At 56.5% G+C, this 24797-nt stretch carries 32 protein-coding genes and 1 tRNA gene; 18 read left to right on the plus strand and 15 right to left on the minus strand.

The genetic code is table 11. From position 1 onward, the window contains the following. Positions 1-7 precede the first annotated feature (7 nt). Together AC2FIP_RS05170 and AC2FIP_RS05175 are read left to right on the plus strand one after the other, a co-directional pair. Entirely contained in the window at positions 8-424 is a 417-nt protein-coding gene (locus AC2FIP_RS05170) for a GFA family protein (protein ID WP_496700673.1), read from the plus strand. A gap of 43 nt (positions 425-467) precedes the next feature. Next, positions 468-1382 (plus strand): DMT family transporter, encoded by a 915-nt coding sequence (locus AC2FIP_RS05175; RefSeq protein ID WP_496785409.1) that lies wholly within the window; start codon positions 468-470, stop codon positions 1380-1382. Here AC2FIP_RS05175 and AC2FIP_RS05180 read toward each other — a convergent pair. Further along, entirely contained in the window at positions 1327-2022 is a 696-nt protein-coding gene (locus AC2FIP_RS05180) for a thiamine diphosphokinase (protein ID WP_185956620.1), read from the minus strand. The genes AC2FIP_RS05175 and AC2FIP_RS05180 overlap by 56 nt on opposite strands. Positions 2023-2156: 134 nt before the next feature. On the opposite strand from AC2FIP_RS05180, the gene AC2FIP_RS05185 reads away from it, so the two are divergent. Next, positions 2157-3752 carry a hypothetical protein gene (locus AC2FIP_RS05185; protein WP_496785412.1) on the plus strand — a complete coding sequence of 532 codons (1596 nt, stop codon included), beginning with the start codon at positions 2157-2159 and terminating at the stop codon, positions 3750-3752. A 113-nt stretch (positions 3753-3865) separates the two neighbouring features. Here the strand turns inward: AC2FIP_RS05185 and AC2FIP_RS05190 are convergent, their stop codons facing one another. From AC2FIP_RS05190 to nthA, 5 genes are all read right to left on the minus strand, one after another. Then, positions 3866-4108, minus strand: a complete 243-nt coding sequence (locus tag AC2FIP_RS05190; protein WP_496785413.1) for a DUF2842 domain-containing protein — start codon at positions 4106-4108, stop codon at positions 3866-3868. Beyond that, positions 4108-5403 carry an adenylosuccinate synthase gene (locus tag AC2FIP_RS05195; RefSeq protein WP_142634592.1) on the minus strand — a complete coding sequence of 432 codons (1296 nt, stop codon included), beginning with the start codon at positions 5401-5403 and terminating at the stop codon, positions 4108-4110. Before AC2FIP_RS05195 ends, AC2FIP_RS05190 begins: the two co-directional genes overlap by 1 nt. 216 nt (positions 5404-5619) lie before the next feature. Then, positions 5620-5955, minus strand: coding sequence for a nitrile hydratase accessory protein (locus tag AC2FIP_RS05200; RefSeq protein ID WP_496694990.1), 336 nt, complete (start codon positions 5953-5955; stop codon positions 5620-5622). Further along, positions 5948-6628 carry a nitrile hydratase subunit beta gene (gene nthB, locus AC2FIP_RS05205; protein WP_496785414.1) on the minus strand — a complete coding sequence of 227 codons (681 nt, stop codon included), beginning with the start codon at positions 6626-6628 and terminating at the stop codon, positions 5948-5950. Before nthB ends, AC2FIP_RS05200 begins: the two co-directional genes overlap by 8 nt. Continuing rightward, positions 6625-7239, minus strand: a complete 615-nt coding sequence (gene nthA, locus AC2FIP_RS05210; RefSeq protein WP_496690784.1) for a nitrile hydratase subunit alpha — start codon at positions 7237-7239, stop codon at positions 6625-6627. The genes nthB and nthA overlap by 4 nt, the downstream gene beginning before the upstream one ends. Before the next feature lie 151 nt (positions 7240-7390). On the opposite strand from nthA, the gene secG reads away from it, so the two are divergent. The 10 genes from secG to AC2FIP_RS05260 all read left to right on the plus strand — a co-directional run bounded on the left by secG (position 7391) and on the right by AC2FIP_RS05260 (position 15600). Beyond that, positions 7391-7756 carry a preprotein translocase subunit SecG gene (secG, locus tag AC2FIP_RS05215; protein WP_142634600.1) on the plus strand — a complete coding sequence of 122 codons (366 nt, stop codon included), beginning with the start codon at positions 7391-7393 and terminating at the stop codon, positions 7754-7756. A 161-nt stretch (positions 7757-7917) separates the two neighbouring features. After that, positions 7918-9561 (plus strand): CTP synthase, encoded by a 1644-nt coding sequence (gene pyrG, locus AC2FIP_RS05220; protein ID WP_142634602.1) that lies wholly within the window; start codon positions 7918-7920, stop codon positions 9559-9561. A gap of 102 nt (positions 9562-9663) precedes the next feature. Further along, positions 9664-10428 carry an isocitrate lyase/PEP mutase family protein gene (locus tag AC2FIP_RS05225; protein WP_496785415.1) on the plus strand — a complete coding sequence of 255 codons (765 nt, stop codon included), beginning with the start codon at positions 9664-9666 and terminating at the stop codon, positions 10426-10428. A 103-nt stretch (positions 10429-10531) separates the two neighbouring features. After that, on the plus strand, positions 10532-10981 hold the full coding sequence (locus AC2FIP_RS05230; protein WP_142634606.1) for a tellurite resistance TerB family protein: 450 nt from the start codon (positions 10532-10534) through the stop codon (positions 10979-10981). A gap of 20 nt (positions 10982-11001) precedes the next feature. Continuing rightward, positions 11002-11439 carry a tellurite resistance TerB family protein gene (locus AC2FIP_RS05235; RefSeq protein ID WP_142634608.1) on the plus strand — a complete coding sequence of 146 codons (438 nt, stop codon included), beginning with the start codon at positions 11002-11004 and terminating at the stop codon, positions 11437-11439. A gap of 5 nt (positions 11440-11444) precedes the next feature. Beyond that, positions 11445-12167: a phosphate/phosphite/phosphonate ABC transporter substrate-binding protein gene (locus AC2FIP_RS05240; protein WP_496785800.1), complete on the plus strand. Its 723-nt coding sequence runs from the start codon at positions 11445-11447 to the stop codon at positions 12165-12167. A 146-nt stretch (positions 12168-12313) separates the two neighbouring features. Beyond that, positions 12314-13090, plus strand: coding sequence for an ABC transporter ATP-binding protein (locus AC2FIP_RS05245; protein WP_496785417.1), 777 nt, complete (start codon positions 12314-12316; stop codon positions 13088-13090). Positions 13091-13123: 33 nt separating this feature from the next. Next, on the plus strand, positions 13124-13837 hold the full coding sequence (locus tag AC2FIP_RS05250; protein WP_271946303.1) for a transporter substrate-binding domain-containing protein: 714 nt from the start codon (positions 13124-13126) through the stop codon (positions 13835-13837). A gap of 72 nt (positions 13838-13909) precedes the next feature. Then, entirely contained in the window at positions 13910-14797 is an 888-nt protein-coding gene (locus AC2FIP_RS05255) for an ABC transporter permease (protein ID WP_142635158.1), read from the plus strand. Continuing rightward, a complete protein-coding gene (locus AC2FIP_RS05260) occupies positions 14794-15600 on the plus strand; it encodes an ABC transporter permease (RefSeq protein WP_142634616.1) in 807 nt (268 codons plus the stop codon). The genes AC2FIP_RS05255 and AC2FIP_RS05260 overlap by 4 nt, the downstream gene beginning before the upstream one ends. Before the next feature lie 149 nt (positions 15601-15749). On the opposite strand, the gene AC2FIP_RS05265 is transcribed toward AC2FIP_RS05260, so the two are convergent. Then, a tRNA-His gene (locus AC2FIP_RS05265) sits at positions 15750-15826 on the minus strand. A gap of 47 nt (positions 15827-15873) precedes the next feature. After that, a complete protein-coding gene (locus tag AC2FIP_RS05270) occupies positions 15874-16356 on the minus strand; it encodes a GNAT family N-acetyltransferase (RefSeq protein WP_496690787.1) in 483 nt (160 codons plus the stop codon). A 77-nt stretch (positions 16357-16433) separates the two neighbouring features. Between AC2FIP_RS05270 and AC2FIP_RS05275 the strand changes: the two genes are divergently transcribed. Then, on the plus strand, positions 16434-16622 hold the full coding sequence (locus AC2FIP_RS05275; protein WP_142634620.1) for a DUF6324 family protein: 189 nt from the start codon (positions 16434-16436) through the stop codon (positions 16620-16622). A 4-nt stretch (positions 16623-16626) separates the two neighbouring features. On the opposite strand, the gene AC2FIP_RS05280 is transcribed toward AC2FIP_RS05275, so the two are convergent. Then, positions 16627-17058, minus strand: coding sequence for an MmcB family DNA repair protein (locus AC2FIP_RS05280; protein WP_496785418.1), 432 nt, complete (start codon positions 17056-17058; stop codon positions 16627-16629). A gap of 113 nt (positions 17059-17171) precedes the next feature. On the opposite strand from AC2FIP_RS05280, the gene AC2FIP_RS05285 reads away from it, so the two are divergent. Together AC2FIP_RS05285 and AC2FIP_RS05290 are read left to right on the plus strand one after the other, a co-directional pair. Further along, on the plus strand, positions 17172-17492 hold the full coding sequence (locus tag AC2FIP_RS05285) for an ArsR/SmtB family transcription factor (protein WP_496785420.1): 321 nt from the start codon (positions 17172-17174) through the stop codon (positions 17490-17492). Further along, positions 17489-17914 (plus strand): SRPBCC family protein, encoded by a 426-nt coding sequence (locus AC2FIP_RS05290; protein WP_496678221.1) that lies wholly within the window; start codon positions 17489-17491, stop codon positions 17912-17914. Before AC2FIP_RS05285 ends, AC2FIP_RS05290 begins: the two co-directional genes overlap by 4 nt. A 275-nt stretch (positions 17915-18189) precedes the next feature. Here the strand turns inward: AC2FIP_RS05290 and AC2FIP_RS05295 are convergent, their stop codons facing one another. Then, a complete protein-coding gene (locus AC2FIP_RS05295; RefSeq protein ID WP_496785421.1) occupies positions 18190-19086 on the minus strand; it encodes a LysR family transcriptional regulator in 897 nt (298 codons plus the stop codon). Between the two features lie 90 nt (positions 19087-19176). Here AC2FIP_RS05295 and AC2FIP_RS05300 point away from each other — a divergent pair, with 90 nt between their 5' ends. Then, entirely contained in the window at positions 19177-20004 is an 828-nt protein-coding gene (locus AC2FIP_RS05300; protein ID WP_281972324.1) for a TauD/TfdA dioxygenase family protein, read from the plus strand. A 112-nt stretch (positions 20005-20116) separates the two neighbouring features. On the opposite strand, the gene AC2FIP_RS05305 is transcribed toward AC2FIP_RS05300, so the two are convergent. The 5 genes from AC2FIP_RS05305 to AC2FIP_RS05325 form a co-directional block, all read right to left on the minus strand. Beyond that, a complete protein-coding gene (locus AC2FIP_RS05305) occupies positions 20117-20422 on the minus strand; it encodes a hypothetical protein (RefSeq protein ID WP_142634632.1) in 306 nt (101 codons plus the stop codon). A gap of 59 nt (positions 20423-20481) precedes the next feature. Continuing rightward, on the minus strand, positions 20482-20964 hold the full coding sequence (gene nusB, locus AC2FIP_RS05310; protein ID WP_496785422.1) for a transcription antitermination factor NusB: 483 nt from the start codon (positions 20962-20964) through the stop codon (positions 20482-20484). Further along, positions 20961-21512 (minus strand): 6,7-dimethyl-8-ribityllumazine synthase, encoded by a 552-nt coding sequence (locus AC2FIP_RS05315; RefSeq protein WP_496785424.1) that lies wholly within the window; start codon positions 21510-21512, stop codon positions 20961-20963. Before AC2FIP_RS05315 ends, nusB begins: the two co-directional genes overlap by 4 nt. 2 nt (positions 21513-21514) lie before the next feature. Further along, the gene (gene ribB / locus AC2FIP_RS05320) at positions 21515-22636 is read right to left on the minus strand and encodes a 3,4-dihydroxy-2-butanone-4-phosphate synthase (RefSeq protein ID WP_496690792.1); all 1122 of its coding nucleotides are present in this window, start codon (positions 22634-22636) and stop codon (positions 21515-21517) included. 109 nt (positions 22637-22745) lie between these two features. Continuing rightward, positions 22746-23333 carry a riboflavin synthase gene (locus AC2FIP_RS05325; protein ID WP_142634640.1) on the minus strand — a complete coding sequence of 196 codons (588 nt, stop codon included), beginning with the start codon at positions 23331-23333 and terminating at the stop codon, positions 22746-22748. 138 nt (positions 23334-23471) lie between these two features. On the opposite strand from AC2FIP_RS05325, the gene AC2FIP_RS05330 reads away from it, so the two are divergent. Then, complete coding sequence (locus AC2FIP_RS05330) at positions 23472-24770, plus strand: capsule polysaccharide biogenesis protein (RefSeq protein ID WP_496785425.1); 1299 nt, start codon at positions 23472-23474, stop codon at positions 24768-24770. Positions 24771-24797: the final 27 nt, after the last annotated feature.

Here is a 24797-nt window from a genome sequence, read left to right on the forward strand (position 1 = left end):
AAGCGAAATGGAAGGCCATTGTCTTTGCGGTAAGGTTTCATTTCGGGTGGACTCGCCCGTTCTGTCCTGTGTGATCTGCCACTGCGACAGTTGCCGCAGACAATGCGCGGCCCCGATGACAGCTTATTTCGGGGTCCGCGACGGACAGTTGAAATGGACGGGCCAGGAACCAAAGACATTCGCATCCTCACCCGGCGTAGAACGCAGCTTTTGTCCTGATTGCGGCTCGCCGATCTCATTCCGGTCCGACACGATGTCCGGCGTGATGCATCTGTATGTGGCCCTTCTGGACGACCCTAACCAACTGCAGCCTACGCTGCATGTCGCGCATGAAGAGCAGCTGGGCTGGCTGAAACTGGATGACGGGCTGCCGATCTGCATCGGCCCGGACTACACCAAAGTACAACCGCTGCCCGACCCCTAGCTTTCACCTTTCCCCGGTTCAATCAAATCGCTAGCGTCTCATCATGACACAGGACCGTCCCGTTTTTGGCATCGTGCTGATGCTTGGCTTTTGCGCGCTTGCACCCTTGGGGGATGCGGTCGCCAAATTACTGGGTGAAACCGTGCCGCTTGGAATGCTGGTCTTTGTCCGGTTTGCCATTCAAGCCATGTTGTTGGTTCCGCTGGTCGCCTGGACTGGCAGGCCCTGGCGCATGCAGGGGCGTATATTTCGCCTGGCTGTCATAAGAACCCTGCTGCACATCGTCGGCATCGCCGCGATGTTCTCTGCCCTGCAATACCTGCCGCTGGCCGACGCTGTGGCCATCGCCTTTGTTATGCCGTTTATCATGTTGCTTCTTGGCAAACTGGTACTAAAGGAAGAAGTCGGCAAGCGACGCCTGATTGCGTGCCTTGTGGGCTTTGGTGGTACATTGCTTGTCATTCAGCCCAGCTTTGCCGAGGTCGGATATGCGGCTTTGCTTCCACTTGTCGTCGCGGTGGTGTTTGCCCTGTTCATGCTCGTGACCCGGCAAATTGCAAAAGCTACAGATCCCATTGCTCTGCAGGCCGTGTCGGGCGTCATAGCTTCTGTCATCCTACTGCCTGCCCTGTTGGTGGGAACACCCGCCGGAATCTGGGAGCTGTCCCTGATTGCTCCGAATTTGGGCGATGCCTGGCTTTTGCTTGCAATCGGGCTTCTCGGCACGGTCGCACATCTGTTCATGACCTGGTCGCTGCGATATGCTCCCTCTGCAACATTGGCCCCGATGCAGTATCTCGAAATCCCGGTCGCCACGGTGTTTGGCTGGCTGATCTTTCACGACCTGCCCGACGGTGTCGCCGCTTTGGGCATCTGCATCACCATCGCTGCCGGCCTCTATGTCATTCTGCGTGAGCGGGCCAGCGCCCGGACGGCCCCGACAGAAGCGCCTGCATGACCTGATCCAGCATCGCCCTGGGAAACATTACCAAAAGGCCCGGCCCATCCATACGCAATTCAACCGAGCCCAATGCGCGGTTGGACGTTCCGACAGCGCCGTTCGGCTCCATCACCAACCCGTCGATTGGCCATTCAAGGCCGCGGCTTTGCCCTGATACACGCTGTAATGGAAACAATGAGACGACATCTCGAGGCGCCATCGAAACCGAAATTTGGGGGGGGGCGTGAAAGATAATCTCACTTTCGCCAATCAGAATACAGGGCTGATCTTGCCTGCGAACCAAGACGTTGAGTGCTGCTAACTGGTGATCCAGACGCCCCCCGAGAAAACCGACCCCAATCACCAGCGGCGCCTCGACACTGCGCAGGGCCTTGTCGAAATCCGTGCTGTTTTGTTCGCTAATTGGAAACAGTCGATCCAGCGGAATCTGATCTTTGTGATCCGAATCGAGCGAATCAAAATCACCGATAACAGCGTCTGGAGTACGCCCAATTTCCAACAAACTTGCCGCCCCACCATCCGCGGCGACGGCCAACTTTGTGCGAATCAACGCCAAATCCAAATCTTCAGGGCCAATTTGACCGCTTCCAACCAGCGTGATTGACTCTTTCGAACGTACAATTCGCGTCTTTTTCATGAGATTGATCATTTTTTCCGGGTTTTGACACATTGAGACCACAAAATGATAGGTTCATGGACAAAGTTCTGAGCCAATAGCTCTGCCCACGACCGGGCTGATGGCTCGTGTAGTTTGTAGAGGACGTACGTCTGATGGTACAGAAAAACAAGGTTTTGACAGTTTCCTACGGAACCTTCTCGTGCACTTTGGAAGGATTTGACGATTCTTTTGAAACGATGAAGTCGATTGCCGAATACTTCCGCGACCTTGCAGCGGATGACAGGTATTTTGGGTCCGAACCTCCGCAACCAGACGCCGAAATGCTGACCCGCATTGCTCAGCGAGATGCGACGCGTAAAGTCGAAGCCAGCCAGAGCGAAAACGGATTGCTTCTGCGGGCGCAAGACCGTGCCGCTTCACCGTCCCTTTCTACCGCGCCCATGACCCCGCCCAGTACCCCGAGTGCTCCGGCCTATACCGCTGCCCCCTCACAGTCCGCGCCCATCGCAGAGGCCGAGCCGGTAGAGGGTCGACCCGAACCAGCCGCCGATAGTATCGCCGCAAAGCTGCAACGGATCCGGGCGGTAGTCTCTCATAGCGAAGAAAACTCGGTGATCTACGCCGAGGATGAAGATTCCCCCCTGATGAAATCCGAAACCGGCCCAACTGATGCCGTATCGGCTGCCTTTCAGGCTGGAACTCTGACCCCTACAGATCTGGTCGAATCCCCCGCGGCCGATGCAGAGGTTGAAGCGGCTCAGGAAATTGAGCCCGAACCTCAGATGGACATGCCCCCACCCGCCGCGGAAGAGGCAGAGATCGAAGGCCCGGCCCAAGAGACCCCCGCCGTGCCAGAAATTGATGTCGCACCCACTGCCGACGACGTGACCACTGTCGAGGCAGAAGAGGTTTTGTTTTCGGATCTGAGTGCCGAGACGGACGAAGCCGAGAGCGACGAAATCGACAATATCCTGACAGAAGACATTTCGGCGGACGCAGACGAATCTGAAGAGGTTGCCGGCTATTTGACCGAAGAAGACGAGGAAACTCTGCTTGACGAAATCGCCAGCGTCGAAGCCGTGTTGTCCGCCCGTGCATCCGAGCCTCTGCCTGAGGAACCGAACCTGGACGAGGACGTTTCTCGCCTGATGGAAAAGGCGGTCGAACAGATGGATGATCCCGCGACTGCCACTCAGCGCGAGACATATTCCCGTCTGCGCAATGCAGTGGCCGCAACCAATGCTGATCGTGCAGATGCGCTGAACCGTAATCAGGCTCAGCAGATCAGCCCGCGCCGCCCCGAAAGCAATGTTACAACTGCCCGTCCCAAGGCAGAGCCTGCCGCTCCCCTCAAGCTGGTTGCTGAACAGCGCATCGACAATAAAGACGAGGATGAAATGGGGCCGATTTCTCCGCGCCGTGTAAAATCCAAACCGCTGGGTCTTCCGATCGAGGAAAGCGGCTTTGCGCACTATGCGCAGGAACAGGGCGCACAATCTCTGCCGGACCTGCTGGAAGCTGCGGCATCTTATCTGTCGTTCATCGAAGGTCAGGAACAGTTCTCGCGCCCGCAACTGATGAACAAGATCCGTTCTCTCAAGCAGGACGATTTTAATCGCGAGGAAAGCCTGCGCTCATTCGGGCAACTGCTGCGCGACGGCAAGATTGAGAAAGCTGGCGGAGGTCGGTTTGCGGCTTCGGACGAGATAGGGTTCCGCCCTGACGGAGATGAACGCGCCGCAGGCTGAATTCAAACCGAAAAGAAAGAAGGGCCGGAGACCAACTCCGGCCCTTTTTCATTGGGCGATCTTTTGTGGGCAGGCGTATGAACCCGCCGCAGGATGAGCCCGGAATAGGCCGCTCAGTCAGAGTATCCGTTTGGATCTTCTTTTCCGACACCTTTGAAGATGAATTTGAAAGGCAGAGCCCACAAAATGCCGAGCGCTACGTATACCAGAAGTTCCAACCATATTGGTGGCCGGTCCAACCAGTTTATCACCGTCACCACCGCAACGATATAAGCCGGCAGGCCAATCAGCAGCAGCACCATCGACCAACGACGACGCGCTTTATAGCTCAGGCCATTTTTCTGTTCGCCCGCCATCAGTCAGCAAACGGGTCTGTCACCAAAATGGTGTCATCCCGCTCTGGGCTAGTGGACAGCAATGCAACCGGACATTCGATCAACTCTTCGACCCGACGCACATATTTGATGGCATTTGCAGGCAAGTCCGCCCAACTGCGCGCGCCTTCCGTTGATTCGCTCCAACCAGGCACCTCTTCGTAGATCGGAGTACATCGTGCCTGCTGATCGGCTGCGGTGGGAAGATAATCCAGACGCTTACCGTCAAGGTCATAGGCAACACAGATTTTCAGCGTCTCGAATCCATCCAGCACGTCCAACTTGGTTAGCGAAATACCGTTTACGCCGCTAGTGGCACAGGTTTGGCGCACCAGACAGGCATCAAACCAGCCGCAACGCCGCTTGCGCCCGGTGGTGGTACCAAACTCGTGCCCACGCTCACCCAGACGCTGGCCATCCGCATCATCCAATTCGGTTGGAAACGGCCCCTCACCCACACGGGTCGTGTAAGCCTTTACGATGCCAAGGACAAAATCAATCGAGCCGGGCCCGATGCCGACGCCGGTCGCCGCCTGACCGGCGATCACGTTGGACGAGGTCACAAACGGATAGGTTCCAAAGTCGATGTCCAGAAGGGCACCCTGCGCGCCTTCAAACAGAATACGCTTACCAGCCTTGCGCTTTTCGTTCAGCACTTTCCAAACGGGTGCTGCGAAAGGCAGAATCTCGGACGCAATTTCCCTCAGCTGAGCAATCAGTGCATCGCGGTCCACGGGTTCGATCCCCAATCCCTTGCGCAGCGGGTCATGGTGCTGCAGCGCGCGATCTACGCGTGCCTCAAGGGTCGCTTCGTCTGCCAGGTCAGCAACCCGCACAGAACGCCGCCCAACCTTATCTTCATATGCGGGGCCGATTCCACGACCGGTGGTCCCGATCTTGGTTCCTTTGCTTGCGGCCTCTTCGCGCGCGCGGTCCAGTTCACCGTGGATGGGCAGGATCAGCGGGGTGTTCTCTGCGATCATCAGCGTTTCGGGCGATATCTCGACTCCCTGCGCCTGGATCGTTGCGATCTCTTTCAGCAGGTGCCAGGGATCCAGAACAACGCCATTGCCGATGACACTCAGCTTGCCGCCACGTACCACACCGGATGGCAGAGCGTGCAACTTATAGACGGCACCGTCGATTACCAAAGTATGACCGGCATTATGCCCGCCTTGAAAACGCGCGATCACATCGGCCCGTTCACTGAGCCAATCGACGATCTTGCCTTTTCCTTCGTCACCCCACTGGGCGCCGACAACAACCACATTGGCCATATCTGGTCCTTTTGCGCTGAGATATCAAACCCGGCTCGTATAGCGATGTGTCAGCGACAGGGAAACCGATAATTCGCCGCAGATCATAACCACGCTGTGCGTGGTGCCTCCGGCGGAGGTATTTTTGGCCAGATGAAGAGAAGATCCCTTGCTTCATCTGGCACAAAATATCTCGGGGGAGTCGCGGCTGGCCGCGGCGGGGGCAGCGCCCCTTTTCTAGCCATTCGACAAATGAATGGGTTCACCATGTGGAGTCGTCAGATAGGCTTTCTCCCAATCCAACGATACTGCAGCGACATCACTTGGGTTCGCGTCACCCATTTCGGCTAAAAAGGCCTCGAGTGTTTCCAGCCAGGCATGGAAATAGTCGTTGCCACCATTCAGCTCTTTGCTCAGACCATGGCGTTTTAGCATCTTCGAAAACCGATCGGCCCATTCCGACCATTCGAATCGTCCCGCTTCATTCAACGCGACCGTGACCGCAAAGACCTGTGCATGCCAGGGCTCTGCGAATGCCAGCTCGGGTAATGGCTGTGCGTTACACTCACTCATCGGGCACCAGATAGCTTTGCCACAGATCTAATATGACCTCGTCATTTCGGTTCTCGGGATCGGCCCAAAGCTCAGAGGCCGGGAATGCAACCGCATATAATGGTTCAGGTGCCTCTCCCAGACCATGAGCATTGGAATCCGGCAAAACATGCGTCCCATGCAGGCGCAATATCCGACCGCGAGCGCCGGAAGCGTAAGATGGCAACCTGGTATGACCACCGATTTTCAGGCGGTTGGCAGCCGGTCGTACTGTACGCACCTTTTGGCCGGGATCAAACTGCACCGCGATATTCGAGGGTCGATCAGCCGGACCGCCTTTGGACAGTGCGCCCTCAACCGCCCCAGCTGTCAGCGCGCGGGAAGCCAAAGGATGTGAAGCATCCGTTCCTTGGCCCAGAAGGTCTTCCAAAGTCAGGACCCCCTGCTCTACCAACAGATCTGCAAGTGCTGACACCCATTTTTCGTAGTAAGAGAATCGTGCATAGTCTTTGGGCGACAGTCGTTCGCGTGCATGGCGCGAGATGTCGATATTCCATTGTCCCAGAAACCCGGCAGCCAATGTCAGTGCCAATGCGCGCCCGTGCCATTCTTCTGGGAAAATCGCTGCATCTTGGGATTCGGGGATCACCGGACCGTCGCCGAACCGTCCTCCCATATCGTGAACGCGGGTCATGACGGCACCTTTGGCAGGCCGGTTCCGATCATACTGTCACGGGTCACAAGCGCGGTCAGGTCGTCTTCGGTCATCCCATCGGTGCCATCGGGGCGCATGGGTAGAACAAGATAGCGTATCTCGGCCGTTGAATCCCAAACCCGCACGGCTGTCTCATCCGCCAGAGAAACTCCGAACTCTGACAAAATTTTACGCGGCTCACGCACGGCCCGCGCACGATAGGCATCCGATTTATACCACCCCGGTGGAATCCCCAACAAAGGCCATGGGTAGCAACTGCAAAGCGTGCAAACGACCATGTTGTGGAGATCAGGGGTATTTTCGACAACAACTATGTGCTCGCCTTGCCGACCGTAAAAGCCAAGCTTTGCCACCTCGGGCGTTGCATCCTTAAGCAGTGCTGCCTTAAAGGCCGGATCAGTCCAGGCTTTGGCAACAACCCGGGCACCGTTCTGCGGGCCAATCTTGTTTTGGTAAGTGTCGATGATCTCATCCAAAGCGGCCGGGTCGATCAAACCCTTGCGGGTCAGAATCGTTTCCAGCGCCTTGACGCGAAGGGCGGGTTCAGGCGGCAATAAGGCGTGCGGATGGTCGGGATCGTCATGTGGCATGGGTCGCAGCCTGCTTTACCATCCCCTTGCCTGTCCAGTCTCTTTGCTGTGATCCCGAAGATCACTTGGCGTGATGGTAACTCGTGACTTGCCCCCGGAACCAAACTTGCATAAGTACCTCGCGATACACGCCACGCTGTACAGGACCACCATGGAAAACGTCGTTCTCATTATCCATCTTCTTCTGGCTTTGGGCCTGATCGCCGTCGTCCTGATGCAGCGGTCCGAAGGCGGCGGCCTTGGCATGGGTGGCGGCGGAGGCGGTGCCATGGCTGGCCGGTCGGCTGCAACAGCATTGGGCAAGGTGACCTGGATTTTAGCCGCGTGCTTTATCGTCACTTCGATCACGCTGACCATTCTGGCGGCACAAAAATCCTCGGGCAGCTCTGTGCTCGACCGGATTGGGACACAGGCACCGGCCGCGACCGAAGAAAGCACACCGGCAATTCCGTCGGCGGATGACCTGTTGCCTCCGGCACAGGGTGACAACGCGCCTTTGATCCCGCAGGCCAACTGACACACAAAACCTAGAAACCGAAAAGAGAACTGCAACAGCATCTTGCGGTTCTCTTGCGCTATTGGCGCGAATCCTTTATACGTGAAGTCCCGTGATGCAGCGGTTTTTCTTGAACCGCCGGGCAGCTGATATTGACGTCTCACGGGGAGCAGCCGAAAAACATGGCGCGTTTTATTTTCATCACTGGTGGTGTGGTTTCATCCTTGGGCAAAGGATTGGCTTCGGCGGCTTTGGGCGCGCTGTTGCAGGCCCGCGGATATTCGGTGCGTCTGCGCAAGCTGGACCCCTATCTGAATGTCGATCCGGGCACCATGTCGCCTTTTGAGCATGGCGAAGTGTTCGTTACAGATGACGGGGCAGAAACCGATCTGGACCTTGGCCATTACGAACGTTTTACCGGCGTCGCCGCGCGCAAAACCGACTCGGTCAGTTCCGGGCGGATTTATTCCAACGTGTTGGAAAAAGAACGCCGCGGCGACTACCTGGGCAAAACCATTCAGGTGATCCCGCACGTCACCAATGAGATCAAGGATTTCATCGCCATTGGTGAGGATGAGGTTGATTTCATGCTGTGCGAAATTGGCGGCACCGTGGGCGATATCGAAGGCCTGCCCTTCTTTGAAGCCATCCGCCAGTTCAGCCAGGACAAACCGCGCGGGCAGTGCCTGTTCATGCATCTGACCCTGCTGCCCTACATCAAAGCCTCGGGCGAATTGAAAACCAAGCCGACCCAGCACTCGGTGAAAGAGCTGCGTTCGATCGGTCTCGCCCCCGACATTCTGGTCTGCCGGTCCGAAGGCCCGATCCCGACCAAGGAACGTGAAAAGCTGGCTTTGTTCTGTAACGTCCGCCCCGATAGCGTGATTGCTGCGCAGGACCTCAGCACCATCTACGATGCTCCGCTCGCCTATCACCGCGAGGGACTGGATCAGGCGGTTCTGGATGCCTTCCAGATCAGCCCTGCCCCCAAGCCCGATCTGACCAAATGGGAAGACGTCAGTGATCGCATCCACAATGCCGAGGGCGAAGTGAAGGTCGCCATCGTCGGTAAGTACACCCAGTTGGAAGACGCCTATAAGTCGATAGCCGAGGCGCTGACCCATGGCGGGATGGCCAACCGTGTCCGCGTCAAGGTCGAATGGGTCGATGCCGAGGTATTCGATACCGAAGAGGCCGCCCCGCATCTGGAAGGCTTCCACGCGATCCTCGTGCCCGGCGGATTCGGTGAGCGCGGTACCGAAGGCAAAATCAAGGCTGCGCAATACGCCCGCGAACATAAGGTGCCCTACCTGGGCATCTGCCTGGGCATGCAGATGGCCGTAATTGAGGCCGCGCGAAATGCCGCTGGCATCAAAGAGGCCGGGTCCGAGGAATTCGACCATGAATCCGGTAAAAAGCGTTTCGAACCGGTGGTCTATCATCTGAAAGAATGGGTGCAGGGCAATCACAAGGTCGAACGCAAAGTCGGTGATGACAAGGGCGGCACCATGCGCCTGGGCGCCTATGACGCGGTTCTGGCCGAAGGGTCAAAAGTGGCCGAAGTCTATGGCGGCACCGCCATCGAGGAGCGCCACCGCCACCGATATGAAGTGGACATCAAATACCGCGACAAGCTGGAAAAAGCTGGTCTCAATTTCTCAGGCATGTCCCCCGACGGGCGGTTGCCAGAAATCGTCGAGTGGTCGGATCATCCGTGGTTCATTGGGGTCCAGTACCACCCCGAGCTGAAATCCAAGCCGTTCGACCCGCATCCTTTGTTCCGCGACTTTGTGCGCGCTGCCAAGGACACCTCGCGTCTGGTCTGACACCAGGCACGAAAGCAGATTGTATCGGTCAGCGCGAAAAGACTGTACGCGCTGACCCTTTGCACGGTTAACTGTCCGCAACTCAGAGATAGGAGACTGGCCATGACCGATCAGATCACCAAAGCACTGACATTCGCGGCTCTGCACAAAAAGGGCGAACCGGTTATCCTGTACAATATCTGGGATGCTGGCAGTGCCGGTGCCGTGCGCGACGCTGGCGCCCAAGCCATTGCCACCGGAAGCGCCCCTGTTGCGATGGCACAAGGGTTCAGCGACGGCCAAAACATCCCGATGCAGGTCGCGCTGGACAATGCTCGCCGGATTGTCGAATCCGTTGATCTACCGGTTACTCTGGATTTCGAAGGTGCGTATGCGGCTGATGCTCAGGGTATCTCTGTCAATATCAGGCTGGCCCTTGAATCCGGCGTTGTCGGCTTAAACTTCGAAGACCAGATCATTGGATCAAATGAGTTGTACGATATTGAAACTCAGGCCGCCCGTGTCAGCGCGATGCGTGAAGGTTGCGATGCGGCTGGCGTTCCTGCGTTTATCAACGCGCGGACCGACATTTTCCTGAAGGCGCAGCCCGAAACCCATGATGATGCGATGCTGGAAGAGGCAATGGTCCGAGCACAAGCCTATTCAGATGCAGGGGCCAGCGGATTCTTTGCCCCCGGCCTACGGGATCAGGCCATGATTGCCCGGTTGGTAAAGTCAATCGACCTGCCGCTAAATATCATAGCATTACCCGGCACACCGGACACCGCCACTTTGGCTGGACTGGGAGTCGCGCGTATAAGCTATGGCCCTGTACCCTATCGGAAAATGCTGGCCTGGCTGCAAGACGAAGCGCGAAAGGTACTCTGACCCAGCGCGCTATCCGGCTGTAGCAGGCGGTCTTTTGATCATTCTGAGCCTTGCGCGATAGTCCGTGCTTGGCGGGTTATCAAATATGGAATAATCTCTGACCATGTTGAAAAAACTCTTTCAGGCTTTCCGCCCGCCACAACACGACAATCTGCCCGACCCAGACGCTGAACTTGCACTCGGGGCGCTTATGGTGCGCGTTGCACAAGCGGACAGGGATTATAAGCTGGAAGAGATCAGCCTGATCGACCGTATCCTCGCCCGACTTTATCAACATAACGCGATCGAAGCCGCAAAGGTCCGCGCCACCTGCGAGAAACTGCACGCAGCCGCACCGGAAACGGACACGTTCGGTAAGCTGATCCGGGAAACCACGGACCTGCACGAGCGCTTGGCCGCTTTGGATGCCCTCTGGGAGGTGGTTCTGGCCGACGGGAATACAGATGAGGGCGAGATGAAAATCGTCGAAGAAGCCCGCATCGCCATGGGTCTGAGCTTTAACGACAGCAAGACCGCCAGAAAGCGTGTGCAAAGACGCTTGGAAGAGGCGTAAGGCCTCTCTATACCTGTCTCATGTTTAGTGATTTTCTGTCTCGACTGACCCAGCCTCAGCCCGCCCCTTTCACCGATGACGATGCTCGACTGGCCTTGACGGCCCTGCTGGTGCGCGTTGCCCGATCTGACAACGACTATGCCGACAGTGAAATGGCGCGAATCGACCGGATTTCGGTTGAACGCTATGACCTATCCCCGTTCGAAGCCGCCGGCCTGCGCGCCCGCGCCGAAGATCTCGAGGCCGAAGCACCGGACACCGTACGGTTCACTCGCGCAATCAAAGAGGCCGTTGCCTATGACGACCGCCTGGCAGTCGTTCAGGCCTTGTGGTCGGTCGCTCTGGCGGATGGGCACCGCACGGGTGAAGAGGATTCCTTACTGCGACTGGTCGTCAGCCTGCTGGGCATCAGTGATGTCGACTCTGCAATGGCCCGTCAAAAGGCTGCCAAATCTTGATAGCCATGCTGGGCATGTACGACATGCCTGCGCTGCGCCCTGCGAATGATCGGTTTTGGGCATCGATTCGGGATTACCTTGGCTATGGCCCCGCAAACCTAAACCGAGACCGGGATGTCTGGGATGTCTGGTTGGACCCGGATCTGGTTTTTGCCCAGACCTGCGGCATGCCCTTTCGCACCCGGCTGCATGGCAAGGTGCAGTTGGTTGGAACGCCGGATTACGCGTTGCCTGGCTGCCCACCTGGCCATTACCGGTCGGTTTTTGTAGCCCGCCGCCACGACCCCCGCGATCTTGATGAATTGGCCGATGGTGTTTTTGCCTATAATGAACCGCTGTCGCAATCCGGATGGGCCGCCCCAATGGTTCACCTTGAACGATACCACCGAACACCATCGTCGGTTCTGCAATCCGGTGGTCATGCGCTGTCTGCTCAAGCCATTTCCGAGGGCCGTGCCGATTATGCCGCGCTGGATGCACTGACATGGGAGATGCTGAAGGTCCATTCCGACCTTCCAGAAGCTCTGCGTGAGGTCGCCGAAACAACCCCAACCCCCGCGCTACCTTATATCACAGCGAAGGATCAGGACGCCGCTCAGATCGCACACGCAGTTCGCAACGCGATTAAAACCATGTCACCGCAAGATCGGAACCTTCTGCACCTGCATGACCTGATCTCTTTTCCTGCCAAAGATTATCTGCGCGTCCCAAATCCGTCGAAATTGTAAACTGCGATGGATAATTCATGATCAAATTGACCAGAACGCTTCGTCAAATTGACGGAATCACCCGCTTACTCTGTCATTTGCGCATTGCATTGATCTGATTTTTAAGCCCTAGTACCGCACCAACACCAATAACACCTGGACCAACCGTGACAGATTCAACTCCCGTCATTAAGATCAAGAACCTACACAAGAGTTTCGGCAATCTGGAAGTGCTGAAGGGTGTGGATATCACTGCCAGACGGGGCGATGTTGTATCTTTGATCGGGTCCTCGGGGTCTGGGAAATCCACTCTATTGCGGTGCTGCAACCTGTTGGAAGACAGCCAGCAGGGCGAAATCCTTTTCAAGGGTGAACCTGTTCGTTGGTCCGGTAACAGCCATACGCGCCGGCCTGCAGATGCGAAACAGGTTCTGCGCATTCGCACAAACCTGTCGATGGTTTTCCAACAGTTCAACCTGTGGGCTCATTTGACCATCCTACAGAACGTGATGGAAGCACCTGTAACGGTATTGGGCCGTGACAAAAAAGAAGTTGAAGACAGCGCACGCAGATACCTTGAAAAAGTTGGTATTGGCGACAAATGCGACGTCTACCCCGCCCAGTTGTCTGGTGGCCAGCAACAGCGTGCCGCGATCGCGCGGGGGCTGTGCATGGAGCCCGAGGCGCTTTTGTTTGACGAGCCCACGTCGGCGCTGGACCCCGAATTGGAACAAGAAGTGATCAAGGTGATCAAAGACCTGGCTGCAGAAGGCCGCACCATGATCATTGTGACCCACGACATGAAAATGGCCGCTGATATCTCTAGCCATGTCGTTTTCCTTCACCAGGGCCTCATCGAAGAAGAAGGCCTGCCTGAAGATCTCTTTACTACCCCTGAATCTCCACGGCTTCAGGGCTTTCTTTCCGCCACTCAGGCGGCATAACTTCAGATCAGAACCAAAACTGGGGAGTATCCAATGAAAAAACTGATCCTGACCACTGCGGCCCTTGCGCTGAGCGCAGGCATGGCTATGGCAGACACCATCCGGATGGGGACCGAGGGCGCCTATGCACCTTGGAACTTCGTCAATGACGCAGGTGAGATCGACGGCTTTGAGCGCGAGCTGGGCGACGAGCTGTGCAAACGCGCAGACCTGACCTGCGAGTGGGTCAAGAACGACTGGGATTCGATCATTCCGAACCTGGTCTCGGGCAACTACGACGTGATCATCGCTGGTATGTCGATCACCGACGAGCGTGACGAGGTCATCGACTTTACCCAGAACTACACACCACCGGATCCCTCCGCCTATGTAGCAATGTCGGATGACGCCGATGTTGCAGGTGGTGTGGTCGCCGCACAGACCGGCACCATTCAGGCTGGCTATATCGCCGAATCCGGCGCGACCCTGGTCGAGTTCGCCAGCCCCGAGGAAACCATCGCTGCCGTACGCAACGGTGAGGCCGATGCGGTTCTGGCCGACAAATCCTTCCTTGCCCCGATCGTCGACGAAGACGCAGATCTGCGCTTTGTGGCCGATGAGGTTCCGCTGGGTGGTGGCGTCGGCATTGGCGTCCGTGAATCCGACGGTGAGCTGAAAGAAAAGCTCAACGCAGCCATCCAATCCATGAAGGATGACGGTAGCCTGAACGAGCTGATCACCAAATGGGAAGTGTCTTCGACCTTCTAATTCTGATCCGGCGGCGTGCCCCAGTCTACGGGCGCGCCGCCCCAGCGCCTTTACCACCTGAAGAGGCCCGCCATTTTTTCGTTCTGCACTGATCCCGACACGCTGGGAACCTTCCGTTGGTTCTCGTGCTATCTGACCAATGGTGTGCATTGGTCCTTTTACCTGTCCTTCCTCAAGGTACTGGCCCTACTTGCCGTGACGGCGCCCGTAGCACTGGGTTTCGGGTTCGTCGGGGCCATGGCTGCCCGTTCGCACGTTCTGCCGGTCAGTTGGCTGGGTAAGGGTTATATCGCCATCGTGCGCGGCGTGCCGGATATCGCCTTTTTCATGTTCTTCGTGATTGCTTTGGATCAGGCATTCGAATGGACGCGGCATCAAATTCTCTGCCCGGACTGGACGGATTCGATCCGACAGGGCAACGACTTTATCGTCTGCCAATCTGCCAAACTGCCACTGGGCACCTCGCCGGAATGGGTGCACGAAACCTATGGGTTCTTTCTGGCTGTCATCACTTTCTCTATTGTTTTCGGCGCTTTCGCCGCCAATGTTCTGTTCGGCGGCATGCGGGCCGTACCCTATACACAGCTGGAAACCGCCGAAGCCTATGGAATGTCCCGCCGCCAGACATTCTGGAAAATCCTTGTGCCTCAGATGTGGGTTTATGCCCTGCCCGGTCTCAGCAATCTCTGGATGGTTCTGATCAAGGCCACACCGTTGCTGTTCCTTCTGGGCATCGAAGATATCGTGTACTGGGCCCGCGAACTGGGCAGCACCAAGACTCCGAAGTTTACGCAATACCCACACGGTGACTGGCGCATGTGGTATTTCCTGTTCCTGCTGGTTTTCTACCTTGGCTTCACCCGTATGTCCGAGATCGGGCTTGAACGCCTGATGCGCCGGCTGTCCCACGGACAGGCCACCGCCGCCGGAGAATTGCTGCGCAAGGAGACCACCGCATGAGCTGCTTGCAGACCATTCAGGACTACGGCCTGCGATCTCTTGGATATGGCGAGCGCCTGCTGCCAAAATCCGACTTTACCTTATGTGAGCACTTTACCCTGATCGGGTCTGGTATGATCTGGAATATCTATTTCGGAGTCATGGCGCTTGCGACCGGATTTTTCCTGGCCACAGCACTGGCGCTTGGCAAAGCTTCACCCAGTTTCTGGCTGCGCAAACCTTCGGAATGGTTCATTTTCATCTTTCGTGGTTCGCCGCTGTTCATTCAGTTTTTCTTTGCCTATTTCTTCTTCCTGTCGCTGAAGAAATCCTATCCGATGTTCGATTCTCTGACGTCGGCCTGGATTGGGGCGCTGATCGTTCTGTTTCTGAACACAGCCGCCTATTCAGCCGAAATTTTCTTTGGCGCGCTCCGATCCATTCCCAAGGGCGATACCGAGGCTGCAGATGCTTATGGCATGTCCGGCTGGTCTCGCTTCCGGCGGATCGTCTGGCCCACCATGCTGCGGCTTGCCTGGCCCGCCTACACGAATGAGGCGATCTTTCTGTTCCACGCCACCACGCTGGTGTTCTTCTCGGCCTTCCCCGCCTGGCAGCAACGAGGCGATGCGCTGTATTACGCAAGCTATTTCGCGGACAAGACGTTCAACCCCTTTGTCGCCTATCCAATCCTTGCCTTCTATTTCATCTTACTGACGCTTGTGATCGTTGGGGGGTTCGGCCTGGTGAACAAGCATCTGAACCGTCATTTACCTGCGGAACGAAAAACAAAAATGCGCTTTCGCCTGAATCTGGCACGCTAAGAACCTACCGGGGATACAGCCGCTGCAATCCCCGGAAAAGACAATTTCTCAAATAATAATCGGTACCGTTTTGAGTGAAGGCAGCCCTTCGATTTGCGCGGCGGCTTAGCGGCCGAACTAGCTTGGGAATTTTCTGACAATCGGGGAGATGGTACCGCCTCCCTGGCTTGAACAGGGGACCTCTGGATCCACAATCCAGCGCTCTAACCAACTGAGCTAAGGCGGCACTTGTGAAGGGCGATGTACCGAACGCGTTCACGGAATGCAAGAGGATTAAAGCTGAATTTTCCAGCTTTGTTCGACCAGATCAACCCCGAAGGAATGGACCGGTTTGCTATCCATCAACTGCCACCCAGTGGACCCATAAAGCGCACAGGCAGCCTTGTGGCTTTCATGCGTCCACAGCCTCATTTCAGTGTAACCGGCGCCGCGAGCAAAGCCCATGCAGCTCTCCAGCATCCGCTTTCCCAGACCCATCCCGCGCGCTTCGGGCAACAGTAAGAACAACCGCAGTTTTGCGGTCGTTTCACTCAGGGCAACGCAGAAAATACTGCCCAAAGGTTTACCGTCACATTCGGCTATCCAGCCACGCTCGCGCTTGGCATCATGGTCCGAGATGAAATCGTCGAGGATTTCTTTCACCAACACGGCAAAAGAGTCGTCAAAACCCTCGTCTCGTGAATACAAAAGATCATGCACAGCCACCAACCACGGCGCGTCCAAAGCTTCAAAGGGTCTGATCTGAATAGAATGCATCCCTTATTTGAACGCAAAGGTAACTTGATTCTCAAGCCTTTGCGCGCTAGCACGAACTCTCATCCCCGGAGGCACACATGAGCATCAATACCGAAAGTGACATTCAGGCGAATTTGCAGATCGGACCAACAGATCAGGGGATGGTGCGCCTGTTCATCGAAGCGGAAAACCTTGAAATTCCAATGGATTTCGATCCGGAAGAAGCCGAAGAGATTGCCGATGAACTCCGTGCTGCTGCGCATGCCGCACGGGCGGTAAAAAGCTGACCTATCAGATTCTGGGATCTCTCAGGGACTGCAAGCGCCGGGCTGCATCTGTGGCAAATTTCTGGATCATCTTCTTCCGCCGAGCCGGAACAATCTTGTCCTCTGGCGCCATACGCACGATCTCGGCGTCATAAGCATCGGCAATGATCAACCCGGTCTCGGCAGGCAACAGCTCGGTCGGAAACTCCGTATCCACTGCCCAGAAGAATCGATCACACCACTCCAAATAGCCCTGCCATTTGGAATCCGACTGGAAATCAGCGCGGCTTGATTTACATTCGATCACCCAAAGCTCTCCCTTAGGACCCAGCCCCATCACATCAACCCGCAGTCCGCGTATAGGCACGAATTCCTCAACGGATACAAAGCCATGCGCCGTCAGGTGACGGGCGACGCCACGTGCAAGTCTTTGTCCGGGTTGCAGGTCCAATGTCATATCCCAAATGTGAACAATTAGTGAACAAATGTAAAGTGAGCCCATACGACTTGACATAGTACCATTTGGTATCGCATTAATGTGAAACCAAATGGTATCTCTTTAGGTTGCATATGGAAAATCAAACTCAAAACGCGTTCCGCGCTCTGGCTGACCCTACCCGCAGGGACATTGTGCAGATGCTGGCACTGCAGGACATGACGATTGCTCAGTTGACTGATCGCTTCGACATGACACGCGCAGCTGTCAAGAAACACCTGACCGTGCTCTCGGATGGTGGCCTGATCGCCGTCGAAGCCCGTGGCCGGGAACGCATAAACCGACTTGAACCAAAAGGTATGGCCCCTGTTCTGGATTGGCTCAGCTACTTTGATCAATTTTGGGATGAATGCCTTAACTCTCTTAAAGAAGCTGTTGAAAGGAAATCAAAATGACTGATGCCGTTCTAAGGAAATCCATCTTCCTGAGGGCCGAGCCCGAGACCGTCTGGGCCTATCTGACCGAACCCGACCGGTTGGCGGAATGGTTTCACAAACCCGAACGCCCCCTGGCGCAGGGCCAAAAGCTTGAGATGTTCGGAACGACCAGTGGCGACCTTCTGATCTGGGGAGAAGTCCGCGAAGCGCGCCCGCCGTCATATCTGGAGTATTCGTTTACGGTTAAGCCAATGGGCGACGCAGTCAGCATCGTAAAATGGACGCTGGAACCAGTTGCGGGCGGTACACGCCTTGACCTGTTGCACGAAGGTCTGCCGCAAGGTGCCGATGCCTTTGGCCTGATCCTGGCGCTGGACAATGGCTGGGACGAGCATTTCGGCAAGATGCGCGTGGCCTTGCACGAAACTGTTGACGCCTGACCCCTTGTGCGAACCCGCCGGACGCCCTACTTAGGCCCGTGGCGGGTTCTGCCCTTCTTGTGACTGGTAGCATTCTGGTGGCCTTAAGCAATTCCGAGGGGGCTGGCTCTGTTCAGGTCCTGGCCTGATTACCTGGCGCCCACCTGTACATACAGGTCCTCGGGAATCAAACCGCACGGTTGACTGGTGGTCCCGCCACACTCGATCCAAACTCCGGCAGGAAATAGCCGGATTTACGAGCTCTGGGTTCTGACCTGCGGGCCAGATCGCGCTAATCATACCTGGAGCAGACAGGCATCAAGAAATGCTTTTACGGGTTCGGGTTGCCGAATGGCGCGGGGCTGCACAATCACAACATTGAAATACCCGATATCCTGTGCCAGCGGACGCGCGACGACCGCATCGCCTTCTATCGTGCGGCTCGCCTCTGGCGGGAAACCAACCAGCGTGAACCCAAGCCCTTTGCCAACATAGGCATGCACCAACTCTCGTGATTGCGAGGTCAGCGGCACTTCTGGATCAAGCCCGGCGGCCTGCAACAGGTCAAGATAGCTTGGACCCGGACCGGAACGCGACACTGCGATGTAGGGCATGCCTGTCAGCTGCTCAAGCTGTATGCTGGCGGCATGCGCCAATGGGTGCGAGGCCGGGAGTAAAACCAGAGGCGCCAGTTCTTTAAGTACTTCAACGTGATGACGTCGGGGTTCAAACCCTTGATCAAACACCACAAGCGCGTCCAACTCGCCCGCATCCAGCGCAGCAACGAGGTTCGGGAAATCATCCTCAACAACCTCGATGCGGATACCGGGATGGCTTTGGCGAAAAGCCAGAACAGCTGGTAGAATGATCTTCTGCGCAATCGCATAATGTGTCCCGATCACAATAGACCCTGTTTTACCCTCAGCCATCACAGCGGCCCGATTGCCGAGCGCGCCTGCTTGCATCAGCAACGCTTCGGAATCCGTCAAAATGGCTGCGCCAACGCGGGTCAACCTCATCCCGCGTGCGGGAAAGCGGTCAAACAACGTCAAACCAGTGACATCTTCGAGCTTGTCGATTGCCGATGAAATAGCGGCGGCCGAAACATTCAGGTTCCTGGCTGCCTGCGCGATACCGCCACATCGCGCCGTCTCGGCGAAGAACGACAACTGGCGCAAAGTGAAACGTATCATCAATAAAATCTTCTTTTTATAAATTTTAAATCAGTTTTTTCGACCTTTTGCAATGCGCTACCCTGCGTTTGAAACTCAGGGAGAAAGCAGATGGACATCAGACCACTTACCGGCGGTGTGGGCGCAGAGATCATCGGCGCCGATATCCGAGACGGCAGCCAGTTCGACGCCATTCATACGGCCTTTGCTCAGCACTCTGTCATCGTACTCAGAGCGCAGGATGTCGGCCCGGATGAGCATCTGGCGTTTGCCCAACGCTTTGGCGCGATCAACATCAACCGCTTCTTCAGGCCGGTCGATGGGCATCCAGAAATCGCTATGGTGTTGAAGGAAAAGGATCAGAAAGAGGCCATCGGAGAGGGCTGGCATACCGATCATTCCTACGACCAAATCCCGGCGATGGGGTCTATCCTGCATGCTTTGGAAACCCCGCCCTTTGGAGGCGACACGCTGTTCGTCTCGATGGGTGCGGCTTATGAGGCGCTGTCACCTACCATGCGGAGCTTTCTGGATGGGCTCTGGGCGGTTCATTCCTCTCGGCACGTTTTTGGAACAAGCACACAGGACAGTGAAGCGGCGCAAAGTGGTCGGCTAAGCAATGCACAGGCAGCCACCCAAGACGCGCGACATCCTGTGATCATAAAACACCCCCTCAGCGGGCGGCGCGGTATTTATGTGAATCCAGTGTTCACAACCCATATCGAAGGCCTGAGCGCTGATGAATCAGCAGCCATCCTTGCAATGCTATATGACCATTGCCAGCAACCCGAGTTCCAATGCCGCATTCGTTGGCAAACAGGCGACATGACCATCTGGGACAACCGGGCCACATGGCACAAAGCGGTCAATGACTATCATGGATTTCGACGATTGATGCATAGGGTTACCGTGGAGGGTGTCGCCTTGTCTGCCGAATGACCCGAACCCTGTCAGAGAAAAGACAAAACGCAGTCAGACTAAAACTGACGCCCTGACCTACCAATTACGGCGGGCAAGCTCCGCGTCCACCTAAGCCGGTGTGTCACGTGTCTTAACGCCCTGTACGTGCCTCTTGTTTGATCAGGGCAGGCTTTAGCCTGACAGAAACCGGCGTTCCGCCGCGCGGGCCACCAGGTTTTTCGGCCATGCTCATAATGGCATAGGCAAACTGTACACCGGCAAAGACGATCCCGTTCATGAACCAGATCATCGCCAGAGCAACCAGACCGATATCAGAACCAGTAATCAGATGACGCAGGTTGGCGACGTTCAGGGCCAGAAGCACCCCGACAAAAATTGCCGAGATGGCAAAGCCCCAGGCCACTTGCGTGATATACAAACGGATCAGTTTGGGCATGGCGGACCTCATTGCGCTATAATATTCAGTTTAACGCATATTTGATCCGTGTAAACGCGTCAGAACGCCTCGGGCTTGGCCTCGTGCGCCATGTGATCCAGCACTGCGTTGACAAATTTGGTCTCTTTACCTTCGGGGAAGAAGGCCCGCGCCACATCGACGAATTCAGTGATGACCACCTTGGGCGGTGTGTCGTTCTGTGTCAGCTCTGCTCCGGCGGCCCGGAAGGCCGCACGCAGGGTCGGGTCGATCCGGGCAATCGGCCATTTGGCAACCAAAGCGCGATCGGTCATCTGATCGATCGGTGCCTGATAATTGACCGCATCTTCAACCAGCTTGCGGAACAGGCGAATATCGCCGCCCAGCATTTCCTCGCCCTCATAGACGGCGCCAAAGCGGTGATCCAGAAACTCGGTCACAACCTGATCGGTTGTCTGACCCGATTGCTCCATCTGGAACAGCGCCTGCACGGCATAGAGCCGAGCGGCGGATTTCATCAGGCGTTTCTGGTTGGCCGGTTTTGGCGCGTCTGTCTTGGTCATGCTGTTGTGGGTCCGTTGCTGTCGCCCGCCACAAGGATGGACTCGGACGGCGGCTTGAACCCGACGCCCTTTTTGGAAGAGCCCCACTTACGGCTGAGCGCGATCAGATGCAAGGCCGCAGCGGCAGCCCCGCCCCCTTTATTCATTTTTTCCGGATTGGCGCGCACTTCGGCCTGATCGTCATTCTCGACTGTCAGGATACCGTTGCCGATGCACAGCCCCTGCAGACCCATCAGTTGGATGGCACGGCTGGAGTCGTTGCAGACGGTTTCGTAATGCGTGGTCTCTCCGCGAATGACACAGCCCAGCGCGACATAGCCGTCAAAATTGCACTGACGGTCTGCCATGGCGATAGCCGTCGGGATTTCCAAGGCGCCAGGCACTTCGACCACATCACAGGTGCCGCCTGCCCCTTCGATCACGGCCTTTGCGCCAGCCACCAGATTGTCGGCGATGGCGCGATAGAACGGGGCCACAACGATCAACAGCTTGACGGGTTTGTCGAAACTCGGTGTCGGCAATACGCCGTGTTTGTCTTGTTCAGCCACAATCAGTCCTCCCTGAGGATTGAACGGGTCCCGACAATGGACAGGCCAAAAGCATCGAGCCCGAGATAAACGGTTTCCGGCGAGTCGGTCAGCAGCACAAGTTCCTGGATCCCCATCTTGGACAGGATCTGCGCCCCCAGACCGGTTTGTTTGATGGTGCGTGGGCCCTCATCTTCAGCCGCATAGAGCGAGTTGCGCGGTTGGCGGAACAGACAGACCACGCCGCGCCCTTCATCCGCAATCTTTTCCATCGCGCGCGGCAGCTCACGTGAGGATTTCGGGCCAAGACCCAGAATGTCGGGCGCCTCGTGCAGCGCATGGGTCCGGGTCAAAACCGGCTCGGGCGTGGTGATGTCACCCTTGACCATCACGACATGTTCGATGCCATGGGTCTGATCGGTGAAAATCCGCATTTCCCAGTCGCCGCCATATTCGGATGTGACGGTTTCCCGAGATGTCTCAACCACCAGATTGTCATTGCGCGACCGGTAGGCGATCAAGTCGCTGATCGTGCCGATCTTCAACCCGTGTTCCTTGGCGAATTCGACCAGGTCAGGCAGCCGCGCCATGGTTCCGTCAGGGTTCATGATCTCGCAGATCACGCCCGAAGGGTTCAGCCCGGCCAGGCGTGAGATATCAACGGCGGCCTCGGTATGGCCCGCGCGCACCAGCACCCCGCCCCGCTTGGCCCGCAAGGGGAAGACGTGACCCGGCGTGGCGATATGGGCCATCGTGTTTTGCTCGTTGATCGCAGTCGCCACAGTCAGCGCCCGGTCACCAGCGGAAATGCCAGTCGACACTCCCTCGCGCGCTTCTATCGACACGGTGAACGCGGTCTCATGACGTGACGAGTTGTTCACCGCCATCATAGGCAGACCCAACGTGTCAATCCGTTCCGCCGTCATCGGCAGGCAGATCAGGCCGCGACCATGGGTGGCCATGAAATTAATTGCCTCAGCATCAGCGAACTCGGCGGCAATCACCAGATCGCCCTCATTCTCGCGATCTTCGTGATCAACCAGGATATACATCCGGCCTTTGCGCGCCTCGTCGATGATCTCTTTGATCGGGCTGATTGCCGCGCGCAGCTGGGCCTCGACCGGTCCGGGAGTTTCAAAGCTCATGGGGCAGCCTTTCACATGCCAAGTTTGACCGGGTGGATAGACCACCGCGCGGTCAAAGACCAGACCGCATGCGGCACCGTTCCGGTCAGACGCGACGTTGAATTGTGGACTAGGACATTTCAGCGAGGCGCGCGACATAGCGAGCCAGCGTGTCGATCTCAAGATTGACCCGGTCGCCGATGCCGACATCCCCCCAGGTCGTCACCTCTTTGGTGTGCGGAATGAAGTTGATACCAAAATCGCACCCGTCCACATCGTTTACGGTCAAAGAAGTACCGTTCAGCGCAACTGATCCCTTGGGCGCAATGAAGCGAGCCAGATCTTTGGGTGCGCGCAAGGTTACCCGCGTGCTGTCGCCCTCGTCCAGAACGGCGACCACTTCTGCGACGCCATCAACATGACCAGACACGATATGACCGCCCAACTCATCTCCGACCTTCAGCGCCCGCTCTAGATTGACACGTTTACCGACGGTCCAGCGATCCAGATTGGTTTTCGAAACGGTTTCCGCGCTGATTTGCACATCATACCAGTCTTCGCCCAATGCGATGACTGTCAGGCAAACGCCGTCGCTGGCTATGGATGCACCAATATCAATCCCCGGGGTATTGTAGGCGGTTTTGATCCGCGCCCGCAGATCGCCTTGCTGCTCCAGTTCGGTGATGGTGCCGATATCTGTGACGATCCCCGTAAACATTGCGTTAATCCTCTGTTTCTAACCTGATGCCAGCGCTCACCGTCGAGGTAAGCGTAAGCGCGCCTACGGGCAAGCCCCAGGTTGCCGCAAATACGACAAACAGGCATAATTCCTCATCTAACGACAAGAGCAGCAGAAATGTTACCACTCAACGGCGCTGCGCAAAAACGCGTATTTCTTTTCCTGCAAGGACCGCACGGGCCGTTTTTTGGCGCGCTTGGTAAGATCCTGCGCGCCGCGGGTTCCGAGGTGTGGCGCGTGGGGTTCAACGCCGGGGATCAGGCTTTCTGGTCTGATAAGGCCAGCTTTATTCCCTATGCTGGCAAACCCGAGAACTGGCCGGCAAAATTTGTTGACCTGGTTGTCGGCCGCGAGGTGACAGACATAGTCCTGTATGGCGATACGCGTCCAATCCACGCCCAAGCCATCCGCATCGCCCGCGCCCACGGGATCACTGTTCATGTTTTCGAAGAAGGGTATCTGAGGCCTTGGTGGGTCACCTACGAACGCACAGGTACGAATGGCAATTCGCATCTGATGAATCTGGAAGTTACCCAGATGCAGCGAGCGCTGGAGCGTACTGATGCGCCGATGCCGCCCCCTCCGACGCATTGGGGTGATATGCGACAGCATATTTTCTATGGCGCGCTGTATCATTGGTTTGTTCTGTTCCTGAACGGCAAGTATCGCAATTTTCGAACCCACCGTGACCTACCGGTTTCGAAAGAGTTCAGGCTTTATTTCAAACGGCTGGCAATGATGCCGTTCCACAGAATCCGGCGGCGTATGGCGACGGAGCGGGTCCGGCGGGGCGGGTTTCCCTATCACTTGGCATTGCTGCAACTGGGACATGACAGTTCGGTTCAGTCACACTCGGACTTTGACTGCATGTCCGAGTTTCTTGAGCAGGTACTGCACGGTTTTGCAAATGGCGCACCAACGCACCATCATCTGGTCATCAAAGAACACCCGCTGGAAAACCATCGGGAACCATTGCGCCTGGTGGCACGCAAACTGGCCAAAACACTGGGTATCGCTGATCGGGTCCATTATGTACCCGGGGGCAAACTGGCCACATTGCTCAACGAAGCAAGCTCGGCCGTGACGATCAATTCAACTGCGGGTCAGCAGGTATTGTGGCGCGGCATTCCTCTGCGCGCCTTTGGCAATTCGGTCTATGACAAGCCCGAATTCGTTTCCAGCCAACCGATCACTGATTTCTTTTCCAATCCAGATATCCCCGATACCGAAGCCTATCAAAGCTATAGGCGTTTTCTGCTTGAAACCAGTCAGGTCCCCGGCGGGTTTTATTCACGCCGTGGGCGGCGACAGTTGCTTAGGCGCGCCGTGGATATGATGCTAAGGGCGAAAGATCCCTACCAATCCGTGCTGACCGACAAAGAGGCGCGGACGCCACAGTTGAGGATCGTTGAGTAAATCACCCCTCTTGATGCTGGCGATTGC

The sequence above is a fragment of the Ruegeria sp. CDSB114 genome (genome assembly GCF_059611025.1).

Bases quoted from the DNA above. Each gene is read 5' to 3' on its own strand.
- AC2FIP_RS05170 (WP_496700673.1), top strand. From the start codon at position 8: ATGGAAGGCCATTGTCTTTGCGGTAAGGTTTCATTTCGGGTGGACTCG.
- AC2FIP_RS05175 (WP_496785409.1), top strand. From the start codon at position 468: ATGACACAGGACCGTCCCGTTTTTGGCATCGTGCTGATGCTTGGCTTT.
- AC2FIP_RS05180 (WP_185956620.1), bottom strand. From the start codon at position 2,022: ATGAAAAAGACGCGAATTGTACGTTCGAAAGAGTCAATCACGCTGGTT.
- AC2FIP_RS05185 (WP_496785412.1), top strand. From the start codon at position 2,157: ATGGTACAGAAAAACAAGGTTTTGACAGTTTCCTACGGAACCTTCTCG.
- AC2FIP_RS05190 (WP_496785413.1), bottom strand. From the start codon at position 4,108: ATGGCGGGCGAACAGAAAAATGGCCTGAGCTATAAAGCGCGTCGTCGT.
- AC2FIP_RS05195 (WP_142634592.1), bottom strand. From the start codon at position 5,403: ATGGCCAATGTGGTTGTTGTCGGCGCCCAGTGGGGTGACGAAGGAAAA.
- AC2FIP_RS05200 (WP_496694990.1), bottom strand. From the start codon at position 5,955: ATGAGTGAGTGTAACGCACAGCCATTACCCGAGCTGGCATTCGCAGAG.
- nthB (WP_496785414.1), bottom strand. From the start codon at position 6,628: ATGACCCGCGTTCACGATATGGGAGGACGGTTCGGCGACGGTCCGGTG.
- nthA (WP_496690784.1), bottom strand. From the start codon at position 7,239: ATGCCACATGACGATCCCGACCATCCGCACGCCTTATTGCCGCCTGAA.
- secG (WP_142634600.1), top strand. From the start codon at position 7,391: ATGGAAAACGTCGTTCTCATTATCCATCTTCTTCTGGCTTTGGGCCTG.
- pyrG (WP_142634602.1), top strand. From the start codon at position 7,918: ATGGCGCGTTTTATTTTCATCACTGGTGGTGTGGTTTCATCCTTGGGC.
- AC2FIP_RS05225 (WP_496785415.1), top strand. From the start codon at position 9,664: ATGACCGATCAGATCACCAAAGCACTGACATTCGCGGCTCTGCACAAA.
- AC2FIP_RS05230 (WP_142634606.1), top strand. From the start codon at position 10,532: ATGTTGAAAAAACTCTTTCAGGCTTTCCGCCCGCCACAACACGACAAT.
- AC2FIP_RS05235 (WP_142634608.1), top strand. From the start codon at position 11,002: ATGTTTAGTGATTTTCTGTCTCGACTGACCCAGCCTCAGCCCGCCCCT.
- AC2FIP_RS05240 (WP_496785800.1), top strand. From the start codon at position 11,445: ATGCTGGGCATGTACGACATGCCTGCGCTGCGCCCTGCGAATGATCGG.
- AC2FIP_RS05250 (WP_271946303.1), top strand. From the start codon at position 13,124: ATGAAAAAACTGATCCTGACCACTGCGGCCCTTGCGCTGAGCGCAGGC.
- AC2FIP_RS05260 (WP_142634616.1), top strand. From the start codon at position 14,794: ATGAGCTGCTTGCAGACCATTCAGGACTACGGCCTGCGATCTCTTGGA.
- AC2FIP_RS05270 (WP_496690787.1), bottom strand. From the start codon at position 16,356: ATGCATTCTATTCAGATCAGACCCTTTGAAGCTTTGGACGCGCCGTGG.
- AC2FIP_RS05275 (WP_142634620.1), top strand. From the start codon at position 16,434: ATGAGCATCAATACCGAAAGTGACATTCAGGCGAATTTGCAGATCGGA.
- AC2FIP_RS05280 (WP_496785418.1), bottom strand. From the start codon at position 17,058: ATGACATTGGACCTGCAACCCGGACAAAGACTTGCACGTGGCGTCGCC.
- AC2FIP_RS05285 (WP_496785420.1), top strand. From the start codon at position 17,172: ATGGAAAATCAAACTCAAAACGCGTTCCGCGCTCTGGCTGACCCTACC.
- AC2FIP_RS05290 (WP_496678221.1), top strand. From the start codon at position 17,489: ATGACTGATGCCGTTCTAAGGAAATCCATCTTCCTGAGGGCCGAGCCC.
- AC2FIP_RS05295 (WP_496785421.1), bottom strand. From the start codon at position 19,086: ATGATACGTTTCACTTTGCGCCAGTTGTCGTTCTTCGCCGAGACGGCG.
- AC2FIP_RS05300 (WP_281972324.1), top strand. From the start codon at position 19,177: ATGGACATCAGACCACTTACCGGCGGTGTGGGCGCAGAGATCATCGGC.
- AC2FIP_RS05305 (WP_142634632.1), bottom strand. From the start codon at position 20,422: ATGCCCAAACTGATCCGTTTGTATATCACGCAAGTGGCCTGGGGCTTT.
- nusB (WP_496785422.1), bottom strand. From the start codon at position 20,964: ATGACCAAGACAGACGCGCCAAAACCGGCCAACCAGAAACGCCTGATG.
- ribB (WP_496690792.1), bottom strand. From the start codon at position 22,636: ATGAGCTTTGAAACTCCCGGACCGGTCGAGGCCCAGCTGCGCGCGGCA.
- AC2FIP_RS05325 (WP_142634640.1), bottom strand. From the start codon at position 23,333: ATGTTTACGGGGATCGTCACAGATATCGGCACCATCACCGAACTGGAG.
- AC2FIP_RS05330 (WP_496785425.1), top strand. From the start codon at position 23,472: ATGTTACCACTCAACGGCGCTGCGCAAAAACGCGTATTTCTTTTCCTG.